This is a genomic window from Photobacterium kasasachensis, from assembly GCF_050336885.1.
Taxonomy (GTDB): Bacteria; Pseudomonadota; Gammaproteobacteria; order Enterobacterales; family Vibrionaceae; genus Photobacterium; species Photobacterium kasasachensis.
This window is the reverse complement of record NZ_JAKJSH010000004.1, coordinates 424,520-443,050: the sequence shown is the minus strand read 5'-3', so window position 1 is coordinate 443,050 and position 18,531 is coordinate 424,520. Positions and strand designations below refer to the sequence as shown.

Here is an 18,531-nt window from a genome sequence, read left to right as displayed (position 1 = left end):
CGGCACAAAATCTGCAATAACCACAACGCAAACAAGATTAATCAACAAGGATGTGGAGTCGTTTGTGGAAAACCTCAACAGTGCTGTAGAAATATTGATCCAAAGCTCGAATACGTTATTTATATTGCTAGGGGCAATTATGGTCCTTGCCATGCATGCCGGTTTTGCCTTTTTGGAAGTAGGAACAGTCAGACAAAAAAACCAAGTTAATGCGCTCGTAAAAATCATCGCCGATTTCGGCTTCTCTGCGATTGCTTATTTCTTTATTGGCTACTGGGTTGCTTATGACATTACCTTTTTGTCCAGCGCCGAGCAGTTAAGTGCCAACAGTGGCTATGAGTTGGTGAAGTTCTTCTTCCTGATGACGTTTGCTGCGGCGATCCCCGCGATAATATCGGGCGGTATTGCAGAACGTGCTCGTTTCTATCCTATGTTGGTCGGGTCGTTTTTCACGGTAGGGTTGGTCTATCCGTTTTTCGAAGGGGTGATCTGGAACGGCAATTATGGTTTTCAGGATTGGTTGACCGAGACATTTGGTGCGGCATTCCATGACTTTGCCGGCTCTGTGGTTGTTCACGGTGTCGGTGGGTGGATTGCCTTAGTCGTGGTTGCCATGCTGGGGATCCGAAATGGTCGCTACCGTGGAGGTCGATTGATCGCGTTTGCCCCGTCCAATATCCCGCTATTGGCATTAGGTGCATGGATCCTGACCGTGGGTTGGTTCGGCTTTAACGTGATGTCGGCGCAAACAATGGATGGCATTAGTGGTTTGGTGGCGGTAAACAGCCTGATGGCAATGGTCGGCGGGATCATTACATCGCTGTTTGTCGGCAAGAACGACCCCGGTTTTATTCACAACGGACCGTTAGCCGGTTTGGTAGCAGTGTGTGCCGGATCTGATCTGATGCATCCAGTTGGTGCACTGGTTACCGGTGCGGTGGCGGGTGCCTTGTTTGTCTGGTTATTTACCTACATCCAGAACAAGCTCATGCTTGATGATGTTTTGGGTGTATGGCCGTTGCACGGTGTATGTGGTGCATGGGGCGGTATCGCAGCTGGTATCTTTGGTAGCGAGGCGTTTGGCGGGCTTGGCGGAGTTAGCTTGGCAAGCCAGTTCATTGGTACGCTGGCTGGTATTATCGTTGCCGTGGTGGGCGCCGCTATTGTCTACGGTATAATTAAGAAGACGGTTGGTCTGCGCCTGACGGATGAAGAAGAGTACAACGGTGCTGATCTGTCTATCCACAAAATTGGGGCAATCAACTTAGACTAACTGCGATAACCTGATGTTTCTTATTAATGCCTGACCACGTGTCAGGCATTTTTTTGCCTTCTGAGCACACAAATGAACAAAATGGATTAGACTTAAGTGACAATTTTGTCACCCAAGACAAATAGCAGTATTCAAAGTCCGAGAATATGCATGATGTTTTAATCTCTTCCTGTAGATGAGGCAGTAGAACATGTTTAAGTTGTATGCAAGCTTTTCTGTTAAACATCCGGTCATTCATGCAGTTAACTTATTAATTGTTAATGGCTTCTTCTTATTTTGCTGTTATCAACTCATTGAAAACGAAAAGATAGAATATGCACCAGGGTTATTAGTTGTGATGGTGTTTATTGTTATTTTCGCCAAAGCGGCAGACTACAGAACTAAGTATTTAACCTTTGATAAGTAATAGTTAATTCTTAATATAATCTCATTAGATTAGTACTTATTTATTATGCAAGTTAGCCTCAGTTATTAGGCATAGCTATGTTGCCCCTGCCGTTTATCTCGTAGAATTACAGACAATATACCCAAGCTACCTCAAGATGCAGGATTCAGAGTGAGTCCAGCGAGCTCAGTTCAAGGAAAATGACGGTAGGAATGGCTTTCCCTTTCAACGTTATTTGACACAGAAATGGGGTCGCTGGCTCACTCCCAAAGGGCTAGTTTACTTGGCTTCTATGCGTTGTTACCGATTATTAATTTAGAGCCACTAGATTTTCTAATCGGTGCCTAGCCTACAAGCCAAGTAATTCTCGCTGAAACGAGCATTTTGAGGTAGCTTGGGTATAGTGATTGTGACTGTAGAGATCCCGATGAAGATTGACCTATCCAAGATGGTGACGGAGAGCCGTAACACCGCCAGCCAGCACATTGATACCTTGAATACGCTCGACATGCTAAAAGTGATTAATGACGAAGATAAAAAGGTAGCTTTGGCGGTCGAACAGGCGTTGCCGGAGATTGCCCAGGCTGTGGATGTGATTGCTGCAGCTTTTCAAAAAGGCGGACGACTGATTTACTCAGGTGCTGGCACTTCCGGCCGGCTGGGTATTCTGGATGCCAGTGAGTGTCCTCCAACCTATGGAAGCAAACCAGAACAGGTGGTTGGTCTGATTGCCGGAGGACATCAGGCTATCTTCAAAGCGGTCGAAAATGCCGAAGATAACCGCGAACTCGGTGCCGGCGATCTTAAGGCGCTCAATTTCAATCAGCACGACGTGTTGGTTGGGATTGCAGCCAGCGGGCGGACTCCGTATGTGCAGGGAGCGATGAGCTATGCCAAATCTGTTGGTGCCACTGTTGCCTGTATCAGTTGTAACCCGCAAAGTGAGATGACAGAGCTGGCTGATATCAGTATTACGCCAGTGGTCGGTCCCGAAGTGGTAACAGGATCATCCCGGATGAAAGCGGGCACGGCGCAGAAGCTGGTACTCAATATGCTGACCACCGGGGCAATGATCCGAACTGGTAAAGTGTATGGCAACCTGATGGTTGATGTTGAAGCTACCAATGCAAAACTTGTCGAGCGACAAAAGAAGATTGTAATGGAAGCCACTGAGTGCAACCGTGAAGAAGCAGAAACCGCGCTGGAGGCTTGTAACGGTCATTGTAAGACCGCCATTGTGATGATCTTGGCTCAGCTGTCTGCTGAAGAAGCTAAATTACTGCTGGTCAACAATAACGGCTTTATCCGTAAGGCGATTGAACGCTGATATTCGGCATTTTGCTCCTCTTCATTGCTATTGAAGAGGAGCTTCATAATTCGCTTGGAACCTAGGACCTAACCTCCACGTCTGTCTTAGGAATACAGCAGCACGCAAGTACCTTGCCGTCCTCCTTCTCTCCAGGCAGTAACGCCGGTACGTCCGGTTGTTCGACCTCGCCAGATTCCAGCGTCACTTTGCACGCACCACAGAACCCGGCACGGCAGCTGTTTGATATAGAAAGCCCGGCATTTTCAGCCTGTTCGAGTAAGGTTTGCTGGTTATCTCCTTGAAACAGGTTGCCATTGAGGCTGATCGTGACGGCTTTGTTAGCTTCGACATTGCCTCTGACCGGACCGAAGGCCTCCTGGTGATAGTTTGATTCATCTAATCCGGCTTCGGTAAGCAGGTGTTTGGCATCGGCCATAAAGTTGTCGGGACCGCAGACAAAGACCTGACGTTCTGCCAAAGTCGGAATGTGTTCTAGGTGTGATGCCGAGAGGCGCCCGTTGAGACCAGTCCATGTGTTCTCAGGGCGGCTAAGTGCGATATGTACCCTCAGCTGCGGATATTGCTCGGCCAATGCTTCAAGCTCCGGCTGATAAGGGATGTCTGCCTGGCTTCGGCACTGGTGGTAAAACACGACATCACGGATCTGATCGTGATCGGCAAGATAACGCAACATGGAGAGCATTGGGGTCACCCCGCTGCCAGCCGAGAGCAATAATAGCTTGTCGGTATGCAGGCCAAGGTGGAAAGTACCGTCTGGTTTCTCGGCAACCAATGTGTCGCCGACCATCAAGTGGTCATGGAGCCAGTTTGAGACCCGTCCGTCGTTGATGCGTTTTACCGAAATAGCGTACTTTCCTGGTCGTGAAGGGCTCGAAGAAAGTGTATAGCGACGGGCAATAAACTCACCGTTGATCTCGACCTGAAGTGGCAGGTGTTGGCCGGGCTGGTAGGCCGGTAGTGTTTGCTGTTTGGTTGGTTCGAGCCAGAATGTGCAAAAATCGCGGGCAATTTCTTCACGCTCGACGCAGGTTAGCGTCAGGTTCAGATCGCTGTTGTCGGGGTATTCTTCTTTAGGTTTGGATTCAAGTATTTCTACTCTATCACCTGCCTTAATTACGCCTTCATTCAGGGCGATGAGGTTTTGGCCGAAATAGACATCACCCGATGAATCAGAGCGGAATTTGGATAGTGTGGCCAGCGGTTCTTTTTGCTCATTAAAGCGGGCGGTTTTGGGATCGACCGTGGTGAGAATACAACGCGCACAGGGCTTCACCGATTCAAACTCGACTTCGCCAATTCGAATGCGTTTCCAGCTGTCTTCGGCGAAGGCCTCGGTACCGCCAACAACCAGATTGGTACGGAACTGATCCATGGTATGGTGCTGTGAGCTACGTTCATTCAGGGCATCGAGTGAGGCTTCGCTGATCACCAGTAGCGGATAGCCATCAGCGAAACTGACATTTTGCTGGATCTTGGGACGTACTCGATTCGACTGTTCGCCAGTGTAAAGCAAGCGGACGGGTTCGCCAGTAATATGGCTGAACCAGGCATCGGCTTTTGATAGGGTCGTATAGGCACTGAAGGAGTCATTCCAAACCTGTGTATTGGCCTCGTTCATCGTAAAGTCGGCATATTTCAGGACCAATGGTGACATATCCGGAAAGCTCAATGTCAGCCCGTGGGGCTGCAGGGTTGCCGTTACTTTTACCAGCTCCGGATATTTACGGGCAGTGAGCATACTGCCGTCTATTTTGGCTACCATGAAACGCCGATCAAAGCAGAGTCCTTGTTTTTCTACCCATGCCTGAGACTGGCTGAGTCCTCCGATGGATTTAACGGGAAAGACATTGATCTGGGTAAGAACGGGATGTTGAGAATTAGGTGTTTGTTGCGAGTGAACCGGGGACCCGGCAGAGGTTGACTTGCTCACGGCGACTGTCCTTGAATTGTTATTTTTCATATGTTTCGGGTTGTATTCTATCAGAGGCGAAGGGTATAGAGAGCGATCTGGGCAGAAAAAAGCGCCTCGTGGGGTTAGAGGCGCTTGAGGTGATTGTGATTGTTGCTAACGGTATTTAACTATTTTCTGCCAGCAGGAACAGGTTGCTCGGGTTAATCGTCAGGTACGCATGGTCGGACAGATTGGCATCGAACTGCGAGGAGTTGAGTTGTAGCAGCAGCTCCTGATCATGCCAGCGTACCGAGACTTCATACATGGAGCCCATGTACACTACGCTTTCAACAATACACTGCTGGCAAGGTTCACCTTCATGAGCCAGTAAAATAGCTTCCGGGCGAACACCAATCTTGTAGCTACCCGGTGGCTTGCCGTCGACAACATCTGGATCTGCCGGGACTTTGTAGCCGTTGATATCAATATGCTGGCCGTCATAGCTTCCCGAGAAGATGTTGGCATCACCCATGAAGTTCGCCATAAACATAGAAGCCGGAGACTTGTACAGCTCGTCAGGCGAGCCCTGCTGCATGATATCGCCGTCTTTCATGACGATAACCGTATCGGAGACCGCAAAGGCCTCGGTTTGGTCGTGGGTAACATAAAGCGAGGTGATGTTGAACCTTTGCTGCAGTTCGCGGATCGTTTCCCGCATGTTACGACGCAGGTTGGCATCAAGGTTACTTAACGGTTCATCAAATAGTAGCACCTTGGGTTTGAGAACAAGGGCACGGGCCAGGGCAACACGTTGTTGCTGGCCGCCGGAGATTTGATCAACAAAACGATCGCCAAACCCTTCCAGATCGACCAGCTTCAGGGCCTCATCGACTCGCTGCTTGATCTCGGCTGCGGGTAGCTTGAGCATTTTCAGGCCGTAGCCGACATTGTCATGCAGCGACATGTGCGGGAACAGTGCATAGGACTGGAATACCATACAGATATCCCGCTGTTGGATTGAGGTGTTGGTGACATCCTCGCCGTCGATATAAATCTGGCCGCTGGTAGGTTTTTCCAAACCGGCCACCAGGCGAAGTACCGTAGTCTTGCCACAACCGGAAGGGCCGAGCAGGGTAACCAGGCTGCCTTTTTTGATTTCAAGATCAAGGTTGCCAATTACCGTGTTGTCGCCAAAGCGCTTGCAGACATTTTTAAGTACTACAAAGTTGTCATTTGCCATGGGAAGTGTCTCCAGTTGTTATTCTTGGTTGTTGGCTCTTGAGCGCGAAACACGGGCTTCGCCGACAAGGAAATCAAAAGTTAGGATGATGCCGAGCATCACGAAAATCAGAATCGAACCATAGGCGATGGCAATACCGTATTCGCCGTCTTCGACTCGGTTAAGGATGTAAGAGGTCGCAACGCGGGTTTCCGGTGTGACCAGGAAGATAATCGCACTGACTGTTGTCATGGCTCGGACGAAGCTGTAGATCAGCGTCGACAGGATGGCCGGGCGCAGTAGCGGGATCAGGATATGGGTGATGGTCTTGAACGAGTTGGCACGCAGGCTGAGCGAGGCTTCGTCGAGCGACTTGTCCAACTGCCCCAAGCCTGCCACCCCGGCACGAATACCGACGGGGACGTTACGCATTACCATAGAGATCACCACAATAGCCGCAGTACCTGTCAGGTAGACCGGCGCATCGTTGAACGCCAGGATGTAAGACACACCGGCAACGGTACCCGGTACGGCAAAACACAGCATGGTGGCGAATTCGATGACTTTTTTGCCATGGAACTGCTGACGCACAACAATGTAGGCAATAAGTAGTCCGAACAATGCAGTGATAGGCGCTGCAATACCGGCGTAGGTCATGGTTGTGATAAGCGATGGCCATGCACCTTCACCCATGCCCATACCGAACAGGTTGATGTAGTTATCCAGTGTCAGGCTGTAGTCCACACCCCAGTTAACGGTGAAGCTACCGTAAACAATGCTGCCGTACAGCAACACATTGAATGCCATCCAGAAATACAGAGTACCGGTGACACCGTGTTTCAGTGATGTCGGCAGTGGTTGAACATCACCGCGATAGGATTTACCGGAAATGGTGACGTAGGAGCGCTTGCCGATCCAGACATACTGGATCACGAAGATAGCCAGTGAGAACAATAGCAGTACTGCGCCCAGGGTACTGGCCGAAGCGTAGTCAAGCTGAGCACCGGCGATGTAGAAGTAGATCTGGGTGGCCAGCACATCGAAGCTGCCGCCGAGCACCAGCGGGTTACTGAAGTCGGCCAGTGATTGGACGAAGATAATAAGGAAAGAGTTGGCCAGCGCCGGTTTTAGCAGTGGCATGACGATTTTGAAGAAGGTCTGGTAGCGGTTGGCTCGCAGGGTATAGGACGCCTCTTCCAGTGACGGATGCAGCGATTTCATTGCCCCGTCGAGGATCATAAATGACATCGGTGCGAAAGCCAGTACCTGAGCCATCCAGATACCGGTAAAACCGTATAGCCAGTTGGTTTGCTGCAGACCAAACCAGTCGACCATCAGCTCGGTGATATAACCCGAGCGGCCCAGCATAAGGGTTACACCCAGGCCGACAACAAACGGCGGAGTAACGATTGGCAGGATTGAGAAAATACGGGCAATGAAAGCCGAACGCTTGGCGATCCGGGTAGTATAAATCGCAAAGATCAGGCCGAAGAAAGTGGCTGTGATCCCGACTGAAGTACCAAGCGTGATTGAGTTGAGGATGATCTGGATGATCTGCGAGCGGGACAGAATATCGATGAACTGCCACATCACGAAGTTGCCCATGTCGTCTTTGAACATAGGAACAAAAATGGCAACGCTCGGATAGATAATAAAGACGGAGATTAGCGAGACGATGCTGACAAGCGCGCCGATGACAAAGACATCACCGCCCAGGTATTCCAATCGCGCGAGTGCCAGAGTGAGCACGCAGCCAAGCGCAATAAATAGAATAATCGTGGCATAGCCTAGCCCCTGCTCTGTGTACCAGGATGTGATCAGGGTAAAGAGCATACAGAAGCTGGTGTAGCCGATGTCGAAGTGATGGCGCTTTTTGGCATATTTGTTCTGCGCCTTGAACGGGCGGATCAATAGCGCTAACGGCAGGGCGAACCACAGCCATGAAATGTTCATGCTGCTCCAGCCCATAGCATCTTTGAACTCCTGCGAGGTAGATTCAAAAATCCCGTAATCCAGGGCGAAGGATGGCAGTAACACGAAAGCCCCGACTAGCGCGATTATCCAGTAAAAGACCGGATCACGCTGTTCTGAACTTTGGAGCTGTCTTGACGGGATGTCAGCTGCTAAGTCATTCATTGTTCAGTACCAATTTAGTTGTTTGATTTTATTTTTGTTGCTGTTTTTATTGCAGTTTTGTCACAGTTCTTATTGTTTAATAAACTGTAATTAGTGGATTTCAGGGTGCACGAAGCCCCAAGAAACCTTCTTGTGAGTTAATTGGTTGAAAATGAGCAGCAGGAATTTGCTGCTCATGATTATGGGGTTGCCAGGGGGATTATTCGCCCATCTTAACGACGTTCACCCACTTGTTGATTAGACGCTTACGTTCACTTGAAGAACCATAGGTTTCCATGTCGTAGTTGATCAGAGAAAGCTTCTTCGGATCCAGTGCGTTTGGCGACTGCTCTGCCTGGGTGTTGGTCAGGATCTGGAATGACTTACCTTTCTGCCATGCCAGTTGCTGGCCTTCTTTAGACAGTACCCAGTCAACGAATAGCTTGGCGTTGTCCATGTTACGTGCACCCTTGATGATGCTGACACCGCCAATTTCGTAGCCTGTACCTTCACATGGCGAGATTAACTCAAGCGGTGCTCCTTTGGATTGCTCCAGTGAGTAATCGTGCAGGAAGCCGATACCAATCGCGATCTCGCCGCGGGCAGAGTTGCGTGATGGTGTTACACCGGATTTAGTGTACTGGGAAATGTTCTTATCAAGCTTCTTGAAGTAGTCGAATGCCTTGTCTTCGTCCCATAGCTGGATGAAGGTCGCCAGTGCGGTGTAGGCGGTACCCGAGCTTTGCGGATCGGCAATCTGAATTTCTTCTTTGTATTCAGGCTTGGTCAGATCGTTCCAGCAGCGCGGAATGTCCAGGCCTTTCTCGGCAAGACGCTCTGTGTTGACACCGAAACCCAAAATACCCATGTAGACAGCAGAGGAGTAGTTGCCTTTACGCTTGGCAGGATCGCGGAAGTCCGCCATGATGTTTTCTAGCTGAGGCGACTTATAGGCCTGTAGAAGGTCCATTTCACCCGCCTGAGACTGTGGGTCAAGTGTACCGCCGTACCAGACATCGGCACGCGGGTTTTTCTTCTCGGCTTCAATCTTAGCTAGGGTACTGCCCGAGCCGTTACGCACGAATGAAGTTTTTACGTCGTATTTTTCAGAAAAAGCTTTGGTTTCCGCTTCGCACATTGCGTTGGTAGCGCTGCAATAAACAACTAGGCGGCCATCTGCCATGGCTTGGGGAGCTGCCATTGCCGAACCAAGGATGCAGGCAGCAAGCAAGCTGCGTTTAGTATTTGCTTTCATTATTGTTTCCTCTGCTTTTGTTATAGTCTCAATGCCAGAGATCGTGGGTAGGATGCATTGAGCTGTTTACCGCAACCCTGCGGTAAATTTGTATTCGTCAGCAGATCTGCAATAACAAAAGGGGAGAGCCCGAATGCTAGGTTGTTGTTGCTGCAGAGCGCTGTTGTGCTTTGACGAAAGGCAAGATCAGCAGGCCGATAGAAGCCGCGGCCAGGGTAATTACGCTGAAGAAGCCTTCCCAGCTAAATTGTTCAATAATCAGTGATACCGGGTAACTGGCCAATGCCGCTCCCAGGTAGCCAAACAGGCCGACAAACCCGGTTGCCGTACCCGCCACATCTTTGTGCGAGCATTCGGCGGCCGCCATGCCGATCATCATCTGCGGGCCAAAGACAAAAAAGCCGATGGCAAAGAAGCAGCCCGATAGCACGGCAAAGCTGTCCATCGGGCTCAGCCAAAGCGCGGCGACGGAAATAAAAATCCCCAGCGCAAAAATCAGGTTCATCGGGGCCCGGTTACCGTGAAAGAAGCGGTCAGATCCCCAGCCGCCGAACAGTGAGCCCAGAAAGCCGCCGACTTCAAACATAGATACCGCGGTATTGGCTGTCAGCAGGTCAAAGCCGTGCCGTTCTGTCAGATACAGGTTGCCCCAGTCATTGATTGCTATCCGTACCACATACACCAACAGGTAGGAGCTGCACAGTAACCAGATATACTTGTTGCCAATCACATAGGTGGTCAGGATCTGCCGAAATGACAACCCTTGCCCTTCGCGTTCCTGTTGGAGCTCCAGCTCGTCGTTGCGCCATTGCCCGACTGTCGGCAGGCCCATGGTGGTTGGCTTGTCACGCATGTTAAAGCACAGCATCAGGCCAACGACTATCCCGATCGTACCGGGAATAATAAAGCCGTAGCGCCAACCCCAGGCCACGCTGGCAAAGCCAATTAGCAGTGGTACCATCGCGCCACCCAGGTTGTGGCAGGTATTCCAGATTGACCACCAGAAACCACGTTCGGAACGTGAATACCAGGTGGTGAGCAGCTTGGCACATGGTGGCCAGCCCCAGCCCTGAAAGAAGGCATTGCATGTCCACAATACGGCGAACATGATTAGCGACGAGCTTAATCCGAAACAAATATTGATGATGCCTGTTGCTATCAAGCCCAGTCCCATGAAGTAGCTTGGGTTGGACTGATCACTCACCATGCCGGATACAAATTTCGAGATCCCGTAGGTGATATAGAATAGGGTGCCGAGAAAGCCGATATCTGAATGCGTCAGGCCTAAATCTGCCAGCATTGCCGGCATGGCGAAGTTCAGACTTTTTCGGGTGAAATAAAAAACGCCGTAGCCGATATACATCGAAAACATCAAATGTAAGCGCCAGTGTTTGTAGGTGGCGTCAACTTGTTGTTTGTCCGATATGGTCTGCGCAGGCTGTTCTGATGTTAGAAAACCCATCATGGCGGCGCTATCTCCCTATTGCTGAATCGATAGTACGTAAACGATTACGGAAATGGATGAGACAGGTTTTTAAATGCCTAGGAAAATTTCCTAGTTTGTCTCGGTTGTTGGCATTTTTGTGGGCAAGTTAACAATAAATCGCGTGCCGGATCCGGACTGGATGGAGAGGCTTCCCCCCAATGCGCTGACTCGTTCCTCGATACCTTTCAGCCCTTGTCCCTTGGTGCGCCAGTTGTCGGGCAGGCCGCAGCCATTGTCACGCAGCTCCAGGCTGAACGTGGTTCCCGGCATCAGACTGAGCTGCACTTCAGTTGCTTGTGAGTGCTTGCTTACATTGTTGAGTAACTCTTGCACAATGCGGTAGAGGGTCACGGCGGTAATGTCATCCAGCTTATGGTTGGCGATACCGATATTGAATTGAAAGTCGATATTGCGCTCGGCAAATTTCATTTCGTGAGAAAGCTGACGCAAGGCGTTTTCCAGCCCTAACTCATCAAGGATTTGCGGGCGAAGCTGGGTTAACAACTGTCGGGTCGAGCCATGGATACGCATTGACAAGGAGTGGATGGCGTCGGCAATGCTTTTGGTGTTCTCGTCCAGTGAGGTTCGGTTGGCAAGCATGGCCTGGATCTGGATGGCCGTGATGTTCTGGCCGATTTCGTCGTGGAGCTCCCTGGCAACGGATTTGCGGATATCTTCCTCGACCTGAACCAGTTGTCTGGCGAGGTGTTGCTTGTTATTTAGCTCCCGCGCCAGTTCCTGGTTGACCTGCTGTAGCCGCTGGGCCAGCAGGTATTGGCGGCTGATGGCTATCCCGAGTCCGAGTCCTACCAATGCCTGGGTTGTGATAAAAACTTTCAGTTCCTGATCGCTGGAGAAAGAGCCGGAGATCTGCCGTGCTGTGGTTAGCAATATACTGTTCATTACCGAAGCCAGTACCCCGCCCTGCCAGCCATAGCGGTAGGCCATAAATATATTGGGCAAGAGCATGACCAGCAAAACCAGTGGTTCCATCTGATCGATGAAGGTGAGTTCGGCGAATAGGCCGATAGAGAAAAACACAATCGTCCACAACAGGGCAGAGGGCCTGATGGTGATTTCCTGATGGATCAGAGTCGGGCTCAACGGTTCCCAGACTTTGTTGAGATAGTCATAGAGCAGGTAGAAAAACGGAGTCAGCAGGATCCCGCCGGTAATCGCGCTAATGGTGCCTGAGAAGGCGTAACCGGCAGGGAAGGCCAGAGGTTTGCTGAGCAGCAGTATCATCAGGCCAATTGCCAGGCCGTGAACCAGAACCAGTGCAACCAGTGCCAGCAGTCGTTGCCAATAGGTAGTCAGTTCTTGCCAGAATGAAGAAAAGGGGAAGGCGAGGAAATAGCTGACAAAAGGGCTGAGCAGCAAGAGCCAGTCGTGAGGTTCGCTGTGGAGCATCGATAGCAGCCAGCCGCTGATAGCCAGTTCGCTGACGAGATAAAGCGCCCAGAAGCGGCGGGGCGTCAGTACCAGTACGGCCAGCTTGAGCCCGGCAGGGAGAAAGAGCCCGGCCAGGAAAAGATCGGGCGAAAGATAGCTGCTGATACTCCAGAGGCAGAACCAGCTGATCGTAAAAATCACAAAGCTGAAGGCAAAGGAGAAATATTTGCCCAGGGTCTGGCTTTTTTCTTTCATTACTCGTCCAGTAGCTTGTGCTGGAGGGCGAATCGGATCAGGTCAACGTTGTTGGACAAGTTCAGTTTGCTGAGAATGTTGGCTCGATGGACATGGATGGTTTTGTGGCTGATGGAAAGTGCCACTCCGACTTCTTTGACATCCATTCCTTTGATGAGGTGATTGAACACCTCACGCTCGCGTTTGGTAAGTTCATCCAGTGCTTTGGGCTCGGCCGGTGCATTGCTGAGGTTGAACAAGGCATCTGCGCACAGGTAGCGATCGCCGCCGGCAACAGTGCGTATGGCCGTAACCAGCTCTCCCGGGCCACAACGCTTAGAGAGGTAGCCACAGGCTCCGGCTTCAATCGCCTTGCTGACAAATGAGGCCGAATCATAGATGCTGAGAATAATAGCGCGAAAGTCGGGATTGTCTTTTTTCAGACGCTCTAACAGGCTCAGTCCGCTCTCGTTCGGCATGGAGATATCAATTACCGCGACATCAACCTCAGCTCGTGACAGTGCGGAGAAGGCATCCTTGGCCGAGCTATATTCCCCCTTCACTTCAATATCAGATTCTACGTTAAGAAGCTGGGCAAAGCCGGAACGTACCATGATGTGGTCATCGACCAGGGCGACAGAAATCATTTTCACATCCTTTGTTATTTTGGGAATCCTCGCAAATTGATCTGGTGCATTCAATTTACTCATAACGTGGTGTGATGCCAGTCTCGAAATATATTTCAGAATCATGAACATGGTTTGCCGTAAGTGACAAATATCTCAATTATTACTTTTTATATCTTTCCTGTTTTACGTTAATCCAAATTATGACCGAGTCATTATCGGGTGCTAGGTGACGGCGTCACCTTATGAAATCTGTTGTAAATGTGACCCCGGTATTGCTGCTTTTTTGATCTATCTCAAAGAGGTATACCCTTTACCCCCTAAGAGGTATGCCTTGTCGATTTTTTAAGCATAAATTATTAATAGTCCACACAAAAAATGCGTATTTAAGTGGCAGGGCCAAATCGTAACCTAGACCCTACCTGTCATCCGTGTTTTGCCGCTTATACATGCGCTCCTTAGTGGTTTGGAGTGGTGTGATGCCTGCTTGGGAGGGCTCAATAAATGAATGATTACCATGTCTGCAGTTTGGTTGTGTATGTGTCGGCCGAGCATGCCGAATCGGTAAAGAAAACCATAGAGAGCCTGAAAGGGGCCGAAGTACCTGTAAGCAATGAAGTAGGAAAGATGGTTGTGGTGCTTGAGGGAGACAGCAAAGACGGGTTGGTAGAACGCTTCGAGAAAATCAAAACATTGCCCGGCGTAATAACCGTCACTCTGGTGTACCACCAAATGGATGAGCAATCTGAGCTTAAGGAAGCCAACAATGACAGTCAGTAGACGTAGTTTCTTAAAGGCCAACGCAGCGGCAGCCGCCGCGGCAGCAGCGGGTTTGACGATACCTGTTTCTGTTGCCCAAGCTGCTGGTGAAGACAAGAATGTTAAGTGGGACAAGGCACCGTGTCGTTTCTGTGGTACCGGCTGTAGCGTGCTGGTCGGGACGCAAAACGGCCGGGTGGTGGCCTCCCAGGGGGATCCGGACGCACCGGTAAATAAGGGGCTGAACTGTATCAAAGGCTATTTCTTGCCTAAGATCATGTACGGTAAAGACCGCCTGACCCAGCCGATGTTGCGTAAAACCGACGGGGTTTACGATAAGGACGGTGAGTTTACGCCGGTAAGCTGGGATGAAGCCTTCGATGTGATGGCGGATAAATTCAAGCAGGCACTGAAGGAAAAAGGACCAACCTCGGTTGGGATGTTTGGCTCGGGGCAGTGGACAGTCTGGGAAGGTTATGCCGCCGCCAAGTTGTACAAGGCCGGTTTCCGCTCGAACAATATCGATCCCAATGCTCGCCACTGCATGGCATCAGCTGTTGTCGGTTTTGCTCGTACCTTTGGTATGGATGAGCCGATGGGTAGCTACGATGATCTTGAGCATGCCGATGCCTTTGTACTTTGGGGCTCGAACATGGCAGAGATGCACCCCATCTTATGGACTCGTCTGACAGACCGCCGACTGTCGTCAGACAAGGTGAAAGTGGCGGTGTTGTCGACCTTTACTCACCGTAGCTATGAACTTGCCGATAACCCAATCATATTCACCCCGCAAACCGACTTGGCGATCCTTAACTTCATCGCCCACTACATTATTTCCAATAACAAGGTAAACAAGGACTTCCTCGACAAGCACGTTAATATTCGCAAGGGTGACACGGATATCGGCTACGGCTTGCGTCCGACCCACCCGCTGGAAAAAGCCGCTAAAAACCCAGGCAGTAAGAAATCAACGCCGATGAGCTTTGATGACTATGCCAAGTTCGTCTCTACCTACACCGCGGAATATACCTCCGAGCTGTCAGGTGTACCTGTTGATCAGCTTAACGAGCTGGCAGAGATGTACGCGGATCCTGATGTTAAGGTCGTGTCTTACTGGACAATGGGCTTTAACCAGCACACCCGCGGCGTTTGGGCCAACAACCTCGTTTATAACATTCATCTGCTGACCGGTAAGATCTCCAAGCCGGGCTGTGGTCCGTTTTCACTGACAGGCCAGCCTTCGGCCTGCGGTACTGCACGTGAAGTCGGTACCTTTGCCCATCGCCTACCGGCCGATATGGTGGTGATGAATCCCAAGCACCGTGAGATGTGCGAAACCAAATGGAATATTCCGGCCGGGACGATTCCGCCGAAACCCGGCTATCATGCGGTTCTTCAGGACCGGATGCTCAAAGACCGCAAGCTCAATGCCTACTGGGTGATGTGTAACAACAACATGCAGGCAGGACCTAATATTAACCAGGAGCGTCTGCCAGGCTATCGCGATCCGGCCAACTTTATAGTTACTTCCGATCCCTACCCAACTGTCACGGCCATGGCCTCGGATTTGATTTTGCCAACCGCTATGTGGGTGGAAAAAGAAGGTGCCTACGGTAATGCCGAGCGTCGAACCCAGTTCTGGCGTCAGCAGATTTCGCCACCGGGTGAGGCCAAGTCTGATTTGTGGCAGCTCATGGAGTTCTCTAAGCGTTTTAAGGTCGAGGAAGTGTGGCCGCAGGAACTGATCGCCAAGAAACCTGAGCTCAAAGGCAAGACACTGTTCGAAGTGCTGTTTGAAAACGGTACGGTCAATAAGTTCAGTACTGACGAGCTGGCGGCGGATCAGCTCAATGACGAATCGCGTGACTTTGGCTTCTATGTCCAGAAAGGCCTGTTCGAAGAATATGCCTACTTTGGCCGTGGCCATGCCCACGATTTGGCTCCGTTCGATATGTATCACCAGTCTCGAGGTTTACGCTGGCCTGTAGTCGACGGCAAGGAAACCGTCTGGCGTTATGCCGAAGGCTATGACCCTTATGTCAACAAGGGTGAAGAGTTTGCCTTCTATGGCAAGCCGGATAAAAAAGCTGTGATCTTTGCGTTGCCATATGAGCCGGCCGCGGAATCACCGGATGAGGAATATGATCTTTGGCTCTCTACAGGCCGGGTTCTTGAACACTGGCATACCGGCTCGATGACGCGTCGTGTGCCTGAGCTTTACCGTTCGTACCCCGATGCTGTGGTGTATATGCATCCGCTGGATGCCAAGAAGCGCGGTCTGCGCCGTGGCGATGCGATTAAGATTGCCTCACGTCGCGGGGAAGTACTGTCCCATGTCGAAACACGGGGACGGAACAGGGTACCGCAGGGCTTGGTATATATGCCGTTCTTCGATGCCAGCCAGCTGACGAACAAGCTCACGCTGGATGCCACGGATCCACTTTCAAAAGAAACCGACTTCAAGAAATGTGCGGTGAAAGTGGTTAAGGCCTAACAGACAGGAACAGAGCGATGAAGACTTCGCGCTTTAGAACTTCAGACAGCCGCCGGCGTTTCTTGCGAGACGCTGTTCGGACTGCCGTTGGCGTCGGTGCCGCGGCTACGGTATTGGGGTTGCAGTCTAGGCAAAGCCAGGCCGATGTCGGGGTGCCAATCCGTCCGCCGGGTGCGCTGGATGAACCTGATTTCCTTCAGGCTTGTCTGCGCTGTGGCTTGTGTGTTCAGGCCTGTCCCTATGACACCTTGAAGCTGGCGACACTCCTCTCACCGGTCGCGACCGGAACGCCGTATTTTACGGCTCGGGATATACCGTGCGAGATGTGTGAAGACATCCCTTGTGTTGTCGACTGTCCGAGTGGCGCCCTTGATCATGCCCTGACGGACATTGATGACGCCAGAATGGGTACGGCAGTACTGATAGACCATGAAACTTGCCTGAACTGGCTTGGATTGCGGTGTGATGTCTGCCACCGGGTTTGTCCGCTGATCGATGAGGCGATCACCCTGGAGCCGGTACGCAACCAGCGAACGGGTTACCATGCCAAGTTTATCCCTACCGTGCACTCAGATGTCTGTACCGGTTGTGGTAAATGCGAACAGGCCTGTGTGCTGGATGAGGCGGCAATCAAGGTGGTACCGACGGCGTTGGCGAAAGGACAGATGGGGCAGCATTACCGGTTGGGCTGGGAAGAAAAGGCCCGACAGGGTGAAAGCCTGGTCCCGGAAGATCTGACACTGCCCGTTCGCAAACCTGAAGGCGCAGGGGGAGGTCAGTAATGGCAATACGTAATGCGAAAAATCACGCCAAAGATGCTGGCAAGGCGGCAGTGAAAACGCTGGGCTGGTGGAAAGCCCACCGCTTTTTGCTGCTACGCCGAAGCTGTCAGTTGCTGATCATCGGCTTGTTTATGGTTGGTCCGACGCTGGGGGTGCTGCGGGGCAACCTGTCATCAAGCTCTTTGTTTGACACCATTCCGATGACGGATCCGCTGATTTTGCTGCAAACCATTGCTGCCGGGCACCTGCCTGAGCTGACGGCCTTGCTGGGCGCACTGATCGTGGTGGTGTTTTATGCCGTAATTGGGCCGCGGGTCTTTTGTGGCTGGGTTTGTCCGCTGAATATGGTGACGGATCTGGCTGCATGGCTGCGACGCAAGCTGGGGCTTAAGGTCAGCTACAACTGGTCGTCTCGACTGCGTTATTGGCTATTGCCGGTGTTGCTGCTGGGGAGTGCCGTGTCGGGCACCGTGCTGTGGAGCTGGATTGATCCGGTTGCCGCGTTGCACCGTGGTTTGATTTTCGGCATGGGGGCGAGCTGGATCCTGATCGTGCTGGTGTTTGCGCTGGATTTGCTGCTGGTCGAACACGGCTGGTGTGGACACCTGTGTCCACTGGGCGCGACTTACGGTGTGATAGGCAGCAAGAGCCTGCTCCGGGTAACGGCCACTAATCGCGAGGCATGCAACAAGTGTATGGACTGCTTCAACGTGTGTCCCGAGCCGGAAATACTGCGCCAGCCGCTTAAAGAGGGCGATCGCCGGGTGATGAGCCAGGACTGTATCAGCTGCGGACGATGCATCGATGTCTGTTCCGAAAAGGTATTGGAATTTAAAACAAGAATTGGAGCCAAATATGAAGGGTAAGTTTGTTGTGTCTGCACTGCTTGCAGCATTTGTTAGCTTAGCAGCATTCGCTGAGGTTACCTCGCTACGTGGCGATCAGGGCATTGGCGAAAGCAATGAGGTGGAGGCGATTAAGCAAGTGCCGAAAAAACAGGATCGTCTCGCACTTGATTATGTTAACCAGCCTCCGTTGATCCCGCACTCCACTGATCAGGTACAGCTCAATCCGAGTAACAACGGATGCCTGGAATGCCACGATGTGGATAAGTACCGTAAATCGGGCGCACCACGCGTCAGTCCGACTCACTATATGGACCGCGACAACAAGATGCTGGGGGATGTGGCACCACGACGTTACTTCTGTCTGCAATGCCATGTTACCCAGGTCGATGCGACGCCATTGGTTGAAAATACCTTTCAGCCTGCCGGTAAATTTGGCCAATAG

The 18,531-nt window shown here is 51.3% G+C and carries 15 protein-coding genes; 8 read left to right on the top strand and 7 right to left on the bottom strand.

The window, feature by feature from the left end; translation table 11 throughout:
* Positions 1-64 precede the first annotated feature (64 nt).
* The 3 genes from L4D19_RS01950 (at position 65) to murQ (ending at position 2,985) form a co-directional block, all read left to right on the top strand.
* The gene (locus tag L4D19_RS01950; protein ID WP_428450932.1) at positions 65-1,273 is read left to right on the top strand and encodes an ammonium transporter; all 1,209 of its coding nucleotides are present in this window, start codon (positions 65-67) and stop codon (positions 1,271-1,273) included.
* A 190-nt stretch (positions 1,274-1,463) separates the two neighbouring features.
* A complete protein-coding gene (locus L4D19_RS01945) occupies positions 1,464-1,679 on the top strand; it encodes a hypothetical protein (RefSeq protein WP_428450931.1) in 216 nt (71 codons plus the stop codon).
* 406 nt (positions 1,680-2,085) lie between these two features.
* Positions 2,086-2,985, top strand: a complete 900-nt coding sequence (gene murQ / locus L4D19_RS01940; protein ID WP_428450930.1) for an N-acetylmuramic acid 6-phosphate etherase — start codon at positions 2,086-2,088, stop codon at positions 2,983-2,985.
* Positions 2,986-3,046: 61 nt separating this feature from the next.
* On the opposite strand, the gene L4D19_RS01935 is transcribed toward murQ, so the two are convergent.
* The 7 genes from L4D19_RS01935 to L4D19_RS01905 all read right to left on the bottom strand — a co-directional run bounded on the left by L4D19_RS01935 (position 3,047) and on the right by L4D19_RS01905 (position 13,227).
* On the bottom strand, positions 3,047-4,948 hold the full coding sequence (locus L4D19_RS01935) for an MOSC N-terminal beta barrel domain-containing protein (protein ID WP_428450929.1): 1,902 nt from the start codon (positions 4,946-4,948) through the stop codon (positions 3,047-3,049).
* Positions 4,949-5,063: 115 nt separating this feature from the next.
* Entirely contained in the window at positions 5,064-6,119 is a 1,056-nt protein-coding gene (gene fbpC, locus L4D19_RS01930) for a ferric ABC transporter ATP-binding protein (protein WP_428450928.1), read from the bottom strand.
* Positions 6,120-6,137: 18 nt separating this feature from the next.
* Positions 6,138-8,234: an ABC transporter permease gene (locus tag L4D19_RS01925; protein ID WP_428450927.1), complete on the bottom strand. Its 2,097-nt coding sequence runs from the start codon at positions 8,232-8,234 to the stop codon at positions 6,138-6,140.
* A gap of 199 nt (positions 8,235-8,433) precedes the next feature.
* Positions 8,434-9,468 carry an ABC transporter substrate-binding protein gene (locus tag L4D19_RS01920; RefSeq protein ID WP_428450926.1) on the bottom strand — a complete coding sequence of 345 codons (1,035 nt, stop codon included), beginning with the start codon at positions 9,466-9,468 and terminating at the stop codon, positions 8,434-8,436.
* A 136-nt stretch (positions 9,469-9,604) separates the two neighbouring features.
* Complete coding sequence (locus tag L4D19_RS01915) at positions 9,605-10,933, bottom strand: MFS transporter (protein ID WP_428450925.1); 1,329 nt, start codon at positions 10,931-10,933, stop codon at positions 9,605-9,607.
* Between the two features lie 90 nt (positions 10,934-11,023).
* Positions 11,024-12,601 (bottom strand): signal transduction histidine-protein kinase/phosphatase UhpB, encoded by a 1,578-nt coding sequence (uhpB, locus tag L4D19_RS01910; protein WP_428450924.1) that lies wholly within the window; start codon positions 12,599-12,601, stop codon positions 11,024-11,026.
* Positions 12,601-13,227 carry a response regulator gene (locus L4D19_RS01905; protein WP_428450923.1) on the bottom strand — a complete coding sequence of 209 codons (627 nt, stop codon included), beginning with the start codon at positions 13,225-13,227 and terminating at the stop codon, positions 12,601-12,603. The genes uhpB and L4D19_RS01905 overlap by 1 nt, the downstream gene beginning before the upstream one ends.
* 483 nt (positions 13,228-13,710) lie before the next feature.
* Between L4D19_RS01905 and L4D19_RS01900 the strand changes: the two genes are divergently transcribed.
* The 5 genes from L4D19_RS01900 to L4D19_RS01880 are packed head-to-tail and all read left to right on the top strand — an operon-like array spanning position 13,711 to position 18,531.
* Positions 13,711-13,986 (top strand): chaperone NapD, encoded by a 276-nt coding sequence (locus L4D19_RS01900; protein ID WP_428450922.1) that lies wholly within the window; start codon positions 13,711-13,713, stop codon positions 13,984-13,986.
* Positions 13,973-16,459, top strand: a complete 2,487-nt coding sequence (gene napA, locus L4D19_RS01895) for a nitrate reductase catalytic subunit NapA (RefSeq protein WP_428450921.1) — start codon at positions 13,973-13,975, stop codon at positions 16,457-16,459. Before L4D19_RS01900 ends, napA begins: the two co-directional genes overlap by 14 nt.
* Before the next feature lie 17 nt (positions 16,460-16,476).
* Positions 16,477-17,241 carry a ferredoxin-type protein NapG gene (gene napG, locus L4D19_RS01890; protein WP_160651490.1) on the top strand — a complete coding sequence of 255 codons (765 nt, stop codon included), beginning with the start codon at positions 16,477-16,479 and terminating at the stop codon, positions 17,239-17,241.
* Entirely contained in the window at positions 17,241-18,107 is an 867-nt protein-coding gene (gene napH / locus L4D19_RS01885) for a quinol dehydrogenase ferredoxin subunit NapH (protein WP_428450920.1), read from the top strand. The genes napG and napH overlap by 1 nt, the downstream gene beginning before the upstream one ends.
* Positions 18,097-18,531, top strand: a complete 435-nt coding sequence (locus tag L4D19_RS01880; protein WP_075766823.1) for a nitrate reductase cytochrome c-type subunit — start codon at positions 18,097-18,099, stop codon at positions 18,529-18,531. Before napH ends, L4D19_RS01880 begins: the two co-directional genes overlap by 11 nt.

Coding starts and splice junctions, on each gene's coding strand:
- napA (WP_428450921.1), top strand. CDS start 13,973: ATGACAGTCAGTAGACGTAGTTTCTTAAAGGCCAACGCAGCGGCAGCC.
- uhpB (WP_428450924.1), bottom strand. CDS start 12,601: ATGAAAGAAAAAAGCCAGACCCTGGGCAAATATTTCTCCTTTGCCTTC.
- L4D19_RS01880 (WP_075766823.1), top strand. CDS start 18,097: ATGAAGGGTAAGTTTGTTGTGTCTGCACTGCTTGCAGCATTTGTTAGC.
- L4D19_RS01900 (WP_428450922.1), top strand. CDS start 13,711: ATGAATGATTACCATGTCTGCAGTTTGGTTGTGTATGTGTCGGCCGAG.
- L4D19_RS01905 (WP_428450923.1), bottom strand. CDS start 13,227: ATGATTTCTGTCGCCCTGGTCGATGACCACATCATGGTACGTTCCGGC.
- napG (WP_160651490.1), top strand. CDS start 16,477: ATGAAGACTTCGCGCTTTAGAACTTCAGACAGCCGCCGGCGTTTCTTG.
- L4D19_RS01920 (WP_428450926.1), bottom strand. CDS start 9,468: ATGAAAGCAAATACTAAACGCAGCTTGCTTGCTGCCTGCATCCTTGGT.
- L4D19_RS01935 (WP_428450929.1), bottom strand. CDS start 4,948: ATGAAAAATAACAATTCAAGGACAGTCGCCGTGAGCAAGTCAACCTCT.
- napH (WP_428450920.1), top strand. CDS start 17,241: ATGGCAATACGTAATGCGAAAAATCACGCCAAAGATGCTGGCAAGGCG.
- L4D19_RS01925 (WP_428450927.1), bottom strand. CDS start 8,234: ATGAATGACTTAGCAGCTGACATCCCGTCAAGACAGCTCCAAAGTTCA.
- L4D19_RS01915 (WP_428450925.1), bottom strand. CDS start 10,933: ATGATGGGTTTTCTAACATCAGAACAGCCTGCGCAGACCATATCGGAC.
- murQ (WP_428450930.1), top strand. CDS start 2,086: ATGAAGATTGACCTATCCAAGATGGTGACGGAGAGCCGTAACACCGCC.
- L4D19_RS01945 (WP_428450931.1), top strand. CDS start 1,464: ATGTTTAAGTTGTATGCAAGCTTTTCTGTTAAACATCCGGTCATTCAT.
- fbpC (WP_428450928.1), bottom strand. CDS start 6,119: ATGGCAAATGACAACTTTGTAGTACTTAAAAATGTCTGCAAGCGCTTT.